Annotated in this window: 14 protein-coding genes and 1 tRNA gene; 5 read left to right on the forward strand and 10 right to left on the reverse strand. The window is 32.1% G+C overall.

The features are described from left to right. Nucleotides 1-5: 5 nt before the first annotated feature. Nucleotides 6-788 (reverse strand): S1/P1 nuclease, encoded by a 783-nt coding sequence (locus Q0921_RS12290; RefSeq protein WP_299257203.1) that lies wholly within the window; start codon nucleotides 786-788, stop codon nucleotides 6-8. A gap of 153 nt (nucleotides 789-941) precedes the next feature. Between Q0921_RS12290 and Q0921_RS12295 the strand changes: the two genes are divergently transcribed. From Q0921_RS12295 to Q0921_RS12315, 5 genes are all read left to right on the forward strand, one after another. After that, complete coding sequence (locus Q0921_RS12295; protein WP_299257205.1) at nucleotides 942-1,886, forward strand: alpha/beta hydrolase; 945 nt, start codon at nucleotides 942-944, stop codon at nucleotides 1,884-1,886. 37 nt (nucleotides 1,887-1,923) lie between these two features. Further along, on the forward strand, nucleotides 1,924-2,730 hold the full coding sequence (locus tag Q0921_RS12300; protein WP_299257207.1) for a Cof-type HAD-IIB family hydrolase: 807 nt from the start codon (nucleotides 1,924-1,926) through the stop codon (nucleotides 2,728-2,730). 5 nt (nucleotides 2,731-2,735) lie between these two features. Continuing rightward, nucleotides 2,736-4,631 carry a peptidase M61 gene (locus Q0921_RS12305; RefSeq protein ID WP_299257209.1) on the forward strand — a complete coding sequence of 632 codons (1,896 nt, stop codon included), beginning with the start codon at nucleotides 2,736-2,738 and terminating at the stop codon, nucleotides 4,629-4,631. A gap of 76 nt (nucleotides 4,632-4,707) precedes the next feature. Further along, nucleotides 4,708-6,012: a DUF819 family protein gene (locus tag Q0921_RS12310; protein WP_299257211.1), complete on the forward strand. Its 1,305-nt coding sequence runs from the start codon at nucleotides 4,708-4,710 to the stop codon at nucleotides 6,010-6,012. 60 nt (nucleotides 6,013-6,072) lie between these two features. Beyond that, nucleotides 6,073-6,813, forward strand: coding sequence for a DUF4369 domain-containing protein (locus Q0921_RS12315; RefSeq protein ID WP_299257213.1), 741 nt, complete (start codon nucleotides 6,073-6,075; stop codon nucleotides 6,811-6,813). Nucleotides 6,814-7,148: 335 nt separating this feature from the next. On the opposite strand, the gene Q0921_RS12320 is transcribed toward Q0921_RS12315, so the two are convergent. The 9 genes from Q0921_RS12320 to Q0921_RS12360 form a co-directional block, all read right to left on the reverse strand. After that, a tRNA-Thr gene (locus Q0921_RS12320) sits at nucleotides 7,149-7,222 on the reverse strand. A 57-nt stretch (nucleotides 7,223-7,279) separates the two neighbouring features. Further along, nucleotides 7,280-7,546 (reverse strand): hypothetical protein, encoded by a 267-nt coding sequence (locus tag Q0921_RS12325; RefSeq protein WP_299257215.1) that lies wholly within the window; start codon nucleotides 7,544-7,546, stop codon nucleotides 7,280-7,282. A 98-nt stretch (nucleotides 7,547-7,644) separates the two neighbouring features. After that, entirely contained in the window at nucleotides 7,645-8,622 is a 978-nt protein-coding gene (locus tag Q0921_RS12330) for a type I phosphomannose isomerase catalytic subunit (protein WP_299257216.1), read from the reverse strand. Next, nucleotides 8,615-9,076, reverse strand: a complete 462-nt coding sequence (locus Q0921_RS12335) for a peroxiredoxin (RefSeq protein ID WP_299257217.1) — start codon at nucleotides 9,074-9,076, stop codon at nucleotides 8,615-8,617. The genes Q0921_RS12330 and Q0921_RS12335 overlap by 8 nt, the downstream gene beginning before the upstream one ends. Nucleotides 9,077-9,084: 8 nt before the next feature. Beyond that, nucleotides 9,085-9,495, reverse strand: coding sequence for a 6-carboxytetrahydropterin synthase (locus Q0921_RS12340; protein ID WP_299257218.1), 411 nt, complete (start codon nucleotides 9,493-9,495; stop codon nucleotides 9,085-9,087). Next, nucleotides 9,492-10,010 (reverse strand): isopentenyl-diphosphate Delta-isomerase, encoded by a 519-nt coding sequence (gene idi, locus Q0921_RS12345; RefSeq protein ID WP_299257219.1) that lies wholly within the window; start codon nucleotides 10,008-10,010, stop codon nucleotides 9,492-9,494. Before idi ends, Q0921_RS12340 begins: the two co-directional genes overlap by 4 nt. A 194-nt stretch (nucleotides 10,011-10,204) precedes the next feature. Next, nucleotides 10,205-12,163, reverse strand: a complete 1,959-nt coding sequence (locus Q0921_RS12350) for an OmpA family protein (RefSeq protein WP_299257221.1) — start codon at nucleotides 12,161-12,163, stop codon at nucleotides 10,205-10,207. A 66-nt stretch (nucleotides 12,164-12,229) separates the two neighbouring features. Further along, entirely contained in the window at nucleotides 12,230-13,189 is a 960-nt protein-coding gene (locus tag Q0921_RS12355) for a type IX secretion system membrane protein PorP/SprF (RefSeq protein WP_299257223.1), read from the reverse strand. 55 nt (nucleotides 13,190-13,244) lie between these two features. Further along, nucleotides 13,245-14,042, reverse strand: a 798-nt coding sequence (locus tag Q0921_RS12360; protein WP_299257225.1) for a gliding motility-associated C-terminal domain-containing protein, incomplete at its 5' end; no start/stop codon positions are given.

Consider the following 14,042-nt stretch of genomic DNA (forward strand, 5'->3'; position numbering starts at 1 on the left):
TTTTTTTATCCAAAAATATCATTCAATACTTTAGCTAATCGTATTCCTCCTTTTTGCAATTGAGAGCGCACAGTAGGAAAATGATTGTACATATATTTATAACTTAATTTTTCTCCCACATTAGCCGAAGCATACACTTTTTTCGCAAGACTTTGTGACTCGTAAACCCAATCCAAAACATCTCCTTTTTCTATAGCTTCTACTTCTGCCAGGGATAGTTCATCTGTATTACTAGCCAATTCTGTATAACTCATTTTATAATAATCGATCATTCCAGTATCCCAAACTCTATGTAAATTAGAGCCATCATTAAACCAACGTACCTGAATATCATTTCCTCCTTTATCTTCTCCTCTACCAACGTGTAATGGTTGATGTAAATCACCAATAAAATGCACTAACATTTTCAGGTGAAATTCTTTATCATCTTTAGAAGAAGTTTCATTTTTTAACACCTCTATACATTTTTGTATTGCTTGAACTAAATCACCACGTTCACTAGGAGTATCTTCACCATACTTTTTATCAAAAGAAAAATTAACATAATGCCAAGGACTATATGCTCTATATCTATCATCGCTTTTAATTTCATCTGCATAAATAGAAACAAAAGCTAATCCTTGCCCTTTCAGAAGTTCTGCTATATTTCTCTTAGCTTTTTTCGTAAGATAGTTATCCGCAATTTCTCCTGTTACTCTATGTCCGGTTTTCCCCCAATCTTCAGTTATTGAAAACCCCTTAATAGAAATAGTAAGGAGTAATAAAAGTACAATATAGCGAGTCTTCATAATTTTATATTTTGAAGCAAAGATAAAAAAGGGTATGTTAGTGAATCGTTAAAAATTATTTTAAAATACATTTTGATTAAAAATTATTTTAGTCTGAAATATGGTAACATATTTATCGTTTCTTAAGTACGGATCCTATAAACCCCAATATCTATGAAAATACGGTTTTCAATTTTACTGATTGCCATTACAACATTTTGTTTAGCACAAGAAAAAGAGGAGAGTAAAGAAAAAGAATATAACTCTGCTATTGTTAGAGTAAATCGTTTTATTGAAGGAACCTTAGCTACTCCATACTCTGATGATAGTGTTCCTCTTGTTATTTTTATTATGGATGCAGGAGCTATAAACAGAGAAGGTAATGACAGAATGTCTAAGAATGATGCTTTCAAATTATTAGCTATTGATCTAGCAGAACAAGGTGTCGCTACATATAGATACGATAAAAGACTTTTTAAAATTGATGCTCTTAGTATTCGGGAACATGAAATCTCACTAGATCACTTTATTAAAGATGCGCAATCAGTTGTAGAATATTTTAGAAAAAACGGGAATTATACAAAGATTATTTTAGCAGGTCACGGTCAAGGTTCTTTGATAGGTATTATTGCTGCTAAAAATAATGTGGATGGATTTATATCCATAGCCGGAAATGCGCAATCTGTAGATCAAATTGTTATTCAGCAACTCGAAAAACAAGCGCCTGGATTAGATAAAAGTGCCGCAGTAGCATTTGCTGACTTAAAAGAAAAAGGAAGAGCTATGAATTATGATCCTGCGCTAGAATCTATTTTTAGTTATAAGTTACAATATTTCATGAAATCTTGGGTAAAATATACTCCATCAGAAGAAATAAAAAACTTAGAAATCCCCATTCTAATATTACAAGGTGATAAGGATCTACAGGTGGAAGTTTCTGAAGCTGAAAAATTAAAGGAGGCTGTTCCTAATGCCGAGTATATTATTATAGAAAACATGAATCACATTCTCAGAGAGATAAAAGGAAGTAGATTGGAAAACCATAAGTCTTATAATGAATACTGGTTAAAAATTATGCCTGAAGTTACCAGCAGTATTATTAACTTCGTGAACAAATAATTAATCTGTAAAATTTAGTAATCCAAATCTTATATTTTTGAATCCACATCGCATTATATTTTCTGATATCGATGGAACACTTCTTAATGCTGAAAGAGAACTTTCTGATTTTACTATTTCTGAAATAAAACGCATAAAAGATACTATTCCAGTTATATTGATTTCTTCTCGCATGCCAAGTGCCATGACACATTTGCAAGAAGAACTAGATATCTCCCACCTCCCATTAATTTGTTATAATGGTGGACTAATTCTAGTTGATAAAAAACCAATTCATTCTACCTTTATAGCTACAAACATCATACAAGAGCTACATACATTTAATAAGGATAACTTGTTCCATATTAGCTTGTACCATGACGATGATTGGTTTGTACCTCAAATGGATTTTTGGGCTAATAGAGAGGCTCAAAATACCAAAGTGACCCCTGTTATAAAATCGACCAAAGAAGTTATTGAAAACTGGAAAAATGAAAATAAAGGCGCTCATAAAATAATGTGTATGGGTGATGAAAACTATATTGATCAAGCATTTAGATTTTTAGAAACCAATTTTAGTGACACACTGCATTTATATCGATCCAAACCCACATATATAGAAGTTGCACATAAAAGCATTTCAAAATTAACCGCAATCGAATTGTTGCTTGACACACATTATAAAATTTCTCTATCGGATGCAGTAGCTTTTGGCGATAATTATAACGATATTGCTATGATAAAAGCTATTGGTACTGGTGTTGCCGTTGCTAACGCTAAGCCAGAAACCTTAAAAATTGCTGATGTAGTTACTCTATCTGGAAAAGAAGATGGTGTTGCTACATACATTAAAAACAATATCTAATACTTGTGCTAAGAAAAATTAACCTGATTAGAATTCTAATCCTTTACATTGCGTTATTAAATTCTATGATAGGTTGTAAAACAACAGAATCTACAATAATTGTAGATCGTACACCTATTATAGCTACTTTAGATTTAGTAAATATTATCGATGATAAAGTAAAAGTAGAATTAAAAGTAAGTAATTTAACTAAAGATACTATTAGCTATTATCTCCCTAAAATAGTTCCTGGCACCTATCAAAATAATAACTACGGAAAATACATTGAAGAATTTAAAGCTTTTGATGATCTAGGGAATGAGTTATTGGTAAAAAGGCTTGGAGATAATCGTTGGAAAATTAATAATTCAAAACAGTTAAGTTCCATAACTTATTTAGTGAATGACACTTTTGACACTGAAGGTAACCATCAAATATTTTCTCCAACAGGAACGAACATCTTAAGCAATAAAAATTTTGTTTTAAATCTATATGCTTTTATAGGCTATTTTGATAAAATGAAAGAAAAGAAATATAATCTTTTTATTAAACATCCATTGGATCTAGAAGCTTCAACGTCTTTATCCGAATATCTACCTAAAGAACCTCCAGCAGGTGCTAAGTATGACACTGATCTTTTTATATTTAAGAGATATGCTGATTTAGCAGATTCTCCTATTATGTATTCTATTCCAGATAAAGTAACTTTTACTATTAATGAGATCGAAGTTTTGCTAAGTGTCTATTCGCCAAACAAATTACATCATGCGGAAGAATTGATGCCACAAATGGAGAGAATGATTAGAGCACAAAAGAATTTTTTAGAACCAATAAACACCACAAAAAAATACAGTGTCTTATTATATCTTTCCTCTGCTAAAAATGATGATGCTAAAGGTTTTGGTGCTTTAGAACACAACACTTCGACTGTAGTTGTTCTTCCTGAATCTATACCTCTTAAGAAATTAAATGAATCTCTAACCGATGTTGTTTCACACGAGTTTTTTCATATCGTTACACCACTAAGCATACATTCTGAGGAGATCCATGATTTTGATTACAATAAACCAAAAATGTCTGAACATTTATGGCTTTATGAAGGAACAACAGAATATTTCTCATTATTGTTTCAAATAAACCAGGCACTTATCGGTAAAGAAAACTTTTTTGAAAGAATTCTGGAAAAAATAAACAATTCCGAAGTATTTGATAATACTATGTCTTTTACGGAGATGAGTAAAAAAATTCTACAAAATCCGTATCTAGAAAATTATCCTAATGTTTATGAAAAAGGGGCTCTGATCTCTATGTGTATAGATATCATTATGCGCGAAAAAAGCAATGGAGCTTATGGTATTGTAGATCTTATTCGTGGATTATCAAGTAGATTTGGTAGTGAGAAACCTTTTAAGGATGCAGAGTTAATAGAAATAATAAAAGAAATTTCTTATCCGGAAGTAGCAGATTTTTTAAAGCTTCATGTAGTAAACAATACGCCTATTGATTATGGTTTTTATTTAGAAAAAGCTGGATTGATCTGTAACACAATACAAATTCCATCTGCCTATTTTATTTACGAACAAGAACCATTTATTAAAGGATCTGAATCTAATAAGAAAGTGATTTTTACTGATGGTGCTGAGCGTAATAATTTTTTAAAAAATGCAGGGATAAAAAGTGGTGATTTTTTATTAGGTATTAATAATAAAGAATATACTATTAAAAACATCTATGACCTTTTTAGCGATTCTAGTAAATGGAATATTGGCGATGATATTACTTTTATTATAGAACGAGATCACAACATACTAAAGCTTAGTTCGAAGGTAATTGCTCCTACTATAGAAAAAGTAGTTCTAAAGCAAAACCCTAACGCATCTCTTAAACAAATAGAAGTCCTAAAAAGTTGGGTTAATGATTAGCTTAATAGACATCTAATTTAGTTTTAATCCAAAAATCGTATTTTGCGTCCCATCTCATATTAAATGAACTCACACTATGGAAAATGCTCCTTTTTTCACCAATGACACTATTGTCTTTGGAATTCTATTATTATGTTTAGGTCTCGTTTTTCACACTTCTTCTATTAAAACAAGTTTTTGGCAAGGTTTTTATAAATTCGTTCCTGCTCTTTTACTTTGCTATCTACTTCCGGCCATATTTAATTCTTTAGGAATCATCTCTCCAGAATGGAAAGAAATAGATAGTAATGGAGAAATTATAGAAAAATCATCAAGTGTTTATTTTATTGCTAGTAGATATTTATTACCTGCTTCTCTGGTGCTAATGACCTTAAGTATTGACCTTAAAAGCATATTTAATTTAGGTCCTAAGGCACTAATTATGTTTGCCACAGGTACTATCGGTATTATAATCGGAGGTCCCATTGCCATTTTACTAATTTCCTTTATATCTTCTGATGCGTTAGGGGGTATTGGGCCAGACGCTGTCTGGAGAGGATTATCCACTCTTGCTGGCAGTTGGATTGGTGGAGGTGCTAATCAGGCGGCGATGCTAGAGATCTATGAGTATAATCCTGATAAGTATGGAGCTATGGTTGTGGTAGATATTGTAGTAGCGAATCTTTGGATGGCTATTCTACTTATTGGAATTGGAAAAAGTAAAAAAATTGATCACTGGTTAAAAGCAGATAGTAGTGCTATAGAATCTCTAAAAGAGAAAGTATCGACATATGCAAAAAGCGTGTCTCGAACTCCTACTTTAACTGATTATATAATTATGCTATCTATAGCATTTACAACTGTAGGGATAGCGCATTGGGGTGCTGGAGGAATTTCTGGCTTTTTATCAAATAACTTTGAAGTATTTAATGATAAAAGTTCTGCCCTATCTTCATTTACTTCCAAATTCTTTTGGATGATTACCATAGCTACTTTTATCGGAATTTTATTATCTTATACTAAAGCAAAGAAATATGAGGGTGCAGGAGCAAGTAAAATAGGAAGCATCTTTATCTACATACTTGTAGCCACCATAGGTATGAAAATGGATTTGGGTCAAATATTAGATGAACCTAAGCTTATTCTAATAGGACTTGTGTGGATGCTAATACATGCGTTATTATTAATAGGTGTAGCTAAGCTCATCAAAGCGCCTTACTTTTTTCTGGCAGTTGGCAGCCAAGCAAATGTAGGGGGAGCAGCCTCTGCTCCTGTAGTTGCTGCAGCTTTCCATCCATCTCTTGCTACTGTTGGTGTGCTATTAGCCGTTTTCGGATATGTAGTAGGAACATACGGTGCTATTTTGTGTACGATATTGATGCAAATTGCATCTGGAAGTTAGTTTTTCAATCTAATTTATAGCATCTTTGTACTCCATTTTTTTTAAATCAAAAAACTATCAATGCAACGAATTTCTGCCATCTTATTTTTAACTATTCTTGTGCTAGGTTGTAGTACTCAAAAGAAAGAAGGAAATGTTTCTATTAGTGGAACGGTAAAAGGGCTTAAAAAAGGAACTCTTTATCTTCAAAAAATACAGGATACTACTTTAGTAAATCTAGATTCTTTGATTATTGATGGTAATCCACAATTTGCATTTCAAACCGATGTTAAGGAACCCGAGATACATTATCTATACCTTGACAAGCACGACGGCACTCAATTTAATGACCGTATTGAATTTTTCGCAGAGGTTGGAGAAGTTTCTATCAACACCTCCTTAAATGGTTTTGATAGAGATGCTATTATTTCAGGAGGTAAAAATCAGGCTAAACTAGTAGAGTATAACAAAATGAATAAGAGATTCAATGAAAGGAATCTGAGAATCATAAAGGAAGATTATGAGGCTAAAAAACAAAATGATGAGGAGAAATTATCTGAAAACGACAAAGCTTATAAAAATTTATTAAGACAGAAATATTTATACACAATTAATTTTGCCATTAACAATAGAAAACTAGAAGTAGCTCCCTATATTACACTTAACGAAGTTTTTGATGCTAACATTAAATATCTAGATACTGTAGCAAAATCATTATCTCCGAGAGTTAAAAAATCAATCTACGGAAAACAGCTTAGAGAATACTTAGGAGAGCGAAAAGCTAAAGAAGCGAAAAGAATTGAAGTAAAAAAGGAAAATTAAATGTGTCGTCCTATAATCGATACTGATTAATAAGGTTTAAAATTAATTATTTAAGGCTGAAGAATGGAATCATTCTTCAGCCTTTTTTGATTCACCATACAATAACTTTATATTTTCTGTGTCACATATGGCATATATTCCACTTTGTTTAAGAATAAATCCTACATGTCTTTATCATGTAACACAAAAAACCAACTCCTGTCGAAGTTATGTTTTATACTTAGAACCTATTGATAAAATCCTTTCAATAAGCTCAAAATCAACCCTTCGACTATCCTAATTCTATTCCATAAAAAAACTCCAAACTAAATTAAAAGTTTGGAGTTAACACTTAGAGCCGATGGAGGGACTCGAACCCACGACCTGCTGATTACAAATCAGCTGCTCTAGCCAGCTGAGCTACATCGGCAAAGCGATTGCAAATATAATTTCTGTAATCATATTTACAAATACTTTTCAAAAAAAATTATAAAGAATTTACTTTCTCAGCTAAAGACTTAGCTGTTTTCTCTAAATCTTCTTTGATAGACTTAAAGTGTTTCGCTGTATTTTCCACATTACGATCACTAACTCTAGCCATAAATGCATCAAACGATGTGATCGCTTCATCAATAATAACTTCTCCTGCTTTTTTATCCTTATCAGGATTGTTTTCTTCCCAGATATACACTTCTTCTATAATATCACCTAAAACGTAGTTAATATCCTTCTTTAGATTTCTTTTATTTGCCATTTCTAATTTATTTTATGCAAAATTAGTCTTTTAACCCTGCTTCTGCAATAGAAAATCTATTCCATGCTGAAATATCAATAAAATATGAGGTTTTAGATTTAAATGTAAGTCTGTAAAAGTTTTACTCTTTTGGAGATCACTTTTACTTCATGGATAGATGCAGGAACCAAAATGGTTTCTCCAAAGTTAATATCTATTCTCTGTTCTCCATTAATTATTTCTGCTTCACCTTCTACACACATATATATCACAAAAGAATCGAATACTTCATGAGACAACAAAATTTCCGTATCAACTTCTATCAAATTTGTTACAAAATGAGGACAATTAACCAAATCTGTTACTTCATTCTTTCTCGGCTCATAAGACACCTTGTAATCTGTACTATCATTAAAATCTATAGCTTCTAAAGCATCTTCCTGATGAAGCTCTCTATAGCCTCCGTTAGCATCTTTACGATCCCAATCGTAGACGCGATATGTTATATCTGATGTTTGCTGTATTTCTGCCAACAATACTCCTTTACCGATTGCATGAATCAATCCAGAATATACAAAAAAAGTATCCCCAGAGGATACAGGTTCATAATGAAGAATATTCTTTATTGTTTTATTAGTGACATGCTTTTGATATAATTCCGGACTTACTTTCTGATTAAAACCAATAATAATATTAGCGTTTTTATCAGCTTGAGTAATGTACCACATTTCAGTCTTACCTAGTGAATTATGTTTTCGCTTCGCTATTTCATCGTCTGGATGCAATTGTACAGAAAGGTCTTCCTTAGCATCAATAAACTTAATAAGTAAAGGAAATTTAGTTCCAAAACGTTTAAAATTCTTTTCTCCTACTAGTTTTTCTCGATGAGAAGTTAGAAGATCCTTTAACGTCTCCCCCTTATAAGCTCCATTAATTACAACAGATTGTTCTCCTTTTACATCACTTATTTCCCAGCTTTCACCAATAGAAGAACCTTTTGCTTCTTTTCCTAGAAGGGTATTTAACTTAGAACCTCCCCATATTTTTTCTTTAAGGATTGGTTTGAATTTTAATATATATAGTGAATCTTTATCCATTCATCATTTTTTTAACTGTTTTAATAGCTTGTTTCAAATGTTGTGACGAATTGATACTGTTAAATTTTAGCCTAATTATACCTTCTTTGTCTATTACAAAGGTTTCTCTACCTGGCAACATTCCAAACAGACCTGCTTTTACACCAAAAATTTTTCTTAGATCACCTTTCTCATCCGATAAAAAAATGAACGGTAATCTGAATTTGCTTTTAAATCTTTCGTGAGATTTTATACTATCAGAGCTTATTCCTATAACCTCTACTCCCATATTTTTGAAATCTTCGTAACTATCTCTAAAGTCACAAGCTTCTTTTATACATCCTGGGGTGAAATTTTTGGGATAAAAATAAACTACCAGTGGGGTTTTTCCGATAAAATCATTGCTTTGAAAATCAGTGCCATCATCTTTAATTGCTGTAAATTGGGGAATTTTACTCCCTAGTTTCAAAGCCATAAATAATTTTATTTACCATTATATATTACATAGTTACGAGGGGTTTCAAATAATGTAACTTCGATATCATACATTAAATCTAGCTTTTTACGCAGTCTATTCCAAATTACAACGGCTATATTTTCCACTGTTGGATTTAAATTTTTAAATTCTTCAACTTCTTCATTAAGGTTTTTATGATCCATATAATCCTCTACTTCAGATTTGATGTAGTCTTTTAATATCTTTAAATCAATTAAAAAACCCGTTTCAGGATCAATATCACCTATTACAGCAACAACTAATTCATAATTATGTCCGTGGTATAGAGGATTACTACATTTCCCAAAAACCTGAGTGTTTTTTTCATCACTCCAATCTTTTCTATACAATCGATGTGCTGCGTTAAAATGTGCTTTCCTACAGGCTTTTATCTTCATAATGTGATGTGTGAGTAAAATTTATCAAAAATAATTTTAAACCAGGCCGTATAAAGGTTAGGGTTATTAACCATATCTTCTTTTATATCTTCAATCGCCATCCATTTCCAGTCTGCAACCTCTTCTGGATTGATTACTGGATTATTTTCATAGTGTCCAATCATCACATGATCTAATTCATGTTCTGTAAGACCGTTATCAAATGGTGCTTTGTATATAAACGATATAGTTTCTTTAAGTGGAGTAGTAAATCCCATTTCTTCCTGCAATCTTCTAATTCCTGCTTTCAGATTGGTTTCTCCTTCTCGTTGATGGCTACAGCAAGTATTTGTCCATAACCCTGGCGAATGATATTTATGTTGAGCTCGTTGTTGTAGCATTAATTCTTGTTTATCATTAAGAATAAAAACAGAAAATGCTCTATGTAATAGTGCTTTTTCGTGTGCTTCAAGCTTAGGCATTAACCCAATTTGCTCATCATTTTCATTGACTAAAATGACTTTTTCTTCTTCCATTTTTTTGTATTGCCTCAAAATTACGAAATCGTAGTAGCAATTCATAATCTATACCATTTTTGGCATAAAATAAAGAATTGTTTATGTCAGCCTTGTTTGACGTTATGTCTTTAAAGCTAAAAAACACCTTAACAAATAAGGTGTTTTTTAGATAGACTAACATATATTCTTGATCTATACAGAGCTGTTATATATTACTTAACAATAATAAATTCACTTCGCCTATTTAATTGATATTCTGCTTTTGTACAATTAGAATCATTTCCACAATCATTTACATGTTGTGTTTCTCCGTATCCTTTACTTGTTAATCGGTTCGCAGAAATTCCTTTAACTATCATATAATCAATCGTAGATTTCGCTCTTTGTTCAGACAACCACAGATTGTATGCATCATCGCCATGGCTATCGGTATGAGATCTTACATCAATTTTCATCTCTGGATACTGATTCATCACCTCAATCACCTTAGCCAGTTCTACTGCTGCATCAGGACGTATATAATGTTGATCAAAATCAAAGTAAATAGGATTTAAAGATAGTACTTTAGCAAGGTCGTCTCCTACATCAGCAGATTTTACTTTTTTCTCTAGCAATAACGGCACATCTATCGTTTCGGTTTTTCCTGGCGTATTTACTAGTTTTTCTAAAGTTAGATATGTTTCTTTTTCTGCACGAACAAAATATTTAGAACTACATTTTATCAAGTGACTATATGCTGCATCATCTCCTACAACAAAACTCTCTAAAAGATTATTGCTACTGTCATAAATGGAAACTTTAGCTCCTGGTAATAATTCTTGAGTATCTTCGTCTTTTACAACACCTGTAATTGTAATCTCACAAAAGCTTTTAAGATCTTCTAACTGTAGAAAGCTATAGATATCATCTTTTCCTCTTCCTTCATCTCTATTTGACGAAAAATAACCTCTTTTGGATTCATCATCTACAATAAAAGCAAAATCATCATCAGGACCATTTACTGGTTTACCAATATTAACTATTAATTTTTCTTCATCTGTCTGTGGGTTCAGTCGAGTTACATAAACGTCTAATCCACCAAGTCCAATATGACCATCAGAAGCAAAATAAAGATCGTTATTAGCACTTACAAAAGGAAAGGTTTCTTTTCCTTCGGTATTAATTCTACTTCCTAAATTTTTTGGCTCGCCAAAGCTCTTATCGGAATTTATCGCAACTTCATAAATATCAGACTGACCTTCGCCTCCTGGCATATCTGACGAAAAATACAATGTTTTTTCATCTACACTAAGTGCTGGATGAGCCGTAGAATACTGGTCACTATTAAAAGGTAAGTTTTGAGGAGTTGTCCAACTTCCTTGCGTATTCTTATAGGAACGATAAATTTTTAATCGGTTAGTTCCTTTTTTATCATTTCCGTACTTTCTACCGTCATAGTTATTCCTAGTAAAATATACTGTCTGACCATCTTTTGCAAAAATAGGAGTGGATTCGTGAAACTTACTATTTATCTTACTATCAAACTTTTCTATTTCAGAAAGTTCTCCATTAGTAGGATTATATTCTGCCTTAAATAAGTCTAAAAATGGTTCTTCATTCCATTGATGAACAGTTTTTTTGAACAAAAGTGTATCTCTAGAAGAGCTAAAAACTACAAATTTCCCAAAAAAAGCAGAACCAAAATCAGTGAATGAAGAATTAATAGAAGAATTCTCTATCTCGAATCTTCCTGATTGAAAATCTATTCGTTTCAAATAATTTGGTTCATCTTGAAACAACTGAGCACGTTGATCATCTGAACTAGCTTCTACAAACTTTTTCATATACACATCTGCATCATCGTATCGCCCTGTAGATTTCAATGTCTGTGCATACCTAAAGTAATATTCTGGTTCAACTTCACTAGGGTAAGAATTCACTAACTCTTCATACCATTTTGAAGCTTCTTCAAATTGGCTATTAAAATAATAACTGTTTCCTAAATTCTTGTATAGATCTGCACTTTTATATCCTTTTTTAACAACTTTAAGATACGTCTCTTGTGCATTAATATATTCGTATTTGTCATACTGATCCTGTGCTGCTTTTAATTTTCTTTCTTGAGAAAACATGGAGTTCACAAAGAAAAATCCAACGATAACAAATAATAATTTGTGTAATAATCCCTTCATTTTATTTTTGGCTATATTTTATGTAATCTAAAAATCAACTTATCTGAATTATGCAATGCTTTATAATTAAAAGAACCTGGGTGTTAGCATTCTATTATATTTTCTGAATAGTTCAAAACGTAACATCACTTCATAACTACCATCATTAAATTGTGTTCTTCCTAATTCGGTAGTCTCTTTGTCATAGGCAAAACCAATCATTAAAGAGTCTGACACCTGGAATCCGGCCATAGCACTAAATGCTGCACTCCATCTATATCCAACTCCAAGTGTTATTCTTTCGTACAACAAGAAATTAGCAGAAATATCTACCTGTAAGGGAGCACCAAAAACTAATTTACTTAATACAGCTGGTTTAAACTTTACAGTATCACTAAGGTCAAAAACATGTCCTGCTATTAAGTAGTAATTAATCCGTTCTTCTGCAATAAATGATGAATTACCATTATCATCTATTTCAGCTCCTTCATTAAAATGATCCGTTTCTAATAAATTTGGGGCGCTTAACCCAACATAAAATTTATCTGTATGATAGTAAAACCCAACACCTACGTTGGGACTAAATTTATTATCAATATTACCATTACCAAAAAGGGGATCTCCTGTTTCAAATTGTGATAGTCTATCAAAATCAACATTTAGTAAATGTCCTCCTGCTTTTACCCCAAGGCTCAGTTTACCTCTTTCTGAAGTAGGAATCGTATAGGAAAAATCAATATCGAAATACGTTTCATTCGTGGGACCTATTTCATCATTAACTATTGATAGTCCCAACCCTACTTTATTATTATCACCAATTGGTGTATTTAATGTTAATGTTTGAGTTCTTGGGGCACCGTCTAACCCAACCCATTGACTACGATGCAGCCCCATTATACTCATAACTCCTCGACTACCTGCATATGCAGGGTTTACGCTAATTGTATTATACATATATTGGGTATACTGAGCATCTTGTTGTGCAATACTATAATTTGCTATTAAGCCAAATATAGTCAGCATAAATATTGTTAATAGTCTATTCATAAGTATCATTATTTGATTTAGGGAATAACAAATATATACTATTCCAAATATAAATTTATCTGTTTATGTATAAGTAACCTGCTTTATATGTATTCAATCCTCTAGCATTTATGTATTCTAAAGCATAGTAATACGTACCTACAGGCAGTTCATTTTTCTGAGAAATGGTAACCCTTCCGTTACTAATTCCCTTAAACAATTCTACACCTGGTTGTTCATATCCTTCTTCTTCGAATACCTGAACTCCCCATCTGTTATAAATCCTTAATGTATTGTCAGGGAAATTTCTTAAACCTATAACTCTAAAGTCATCATTAATTCCATCCCCATTAGGACTAATTCCTGTGTATACGATAATAGGATCATCTTCATCTGTGAACACTCCTTCTATAATCGTTACAGTTTCATCTTCTGCATCACCATCATTATCAAGATCTACATCAGTAGTATTTATTGGATCGTCAGATAGATCTATCACATCATCTCCATTTGGATCTTGACCTGTAACGGTAGCTTGATTTATAACTTCTCCTAACAAGACATCTTCTGCAGTTAACACATACGTTGCAGTAAACGTTGTCATATCTATTTCACCAACTGCTAAATCTATTGGACCACCTGTTACAACAATACCTGTTAATGGATCGGTAAGAACAATATTAGTTATATCAACATTACCCGTATTCTCTACTGTAAAAGTATACTGAATCTCATCTCCAACATTAGGCAGATCGTCTGCATTAACATCTACATAAATACCTGTCTTGGTTAAAGCCAAATTAGATAACTGTTCTATATCTGTAATTGTCTCATCATTGGTAGGATCATTGTCTCCATTATCATCAACAGTTTC

The organism is uncultured Aquimarina sp., assembly GCF_947496855.1.
Classification (GTDB): Bacteria; Bacteroidota; Bacteroidia; order Flavobacteriales; family Flavobacteriaceae; genus Aquimarina.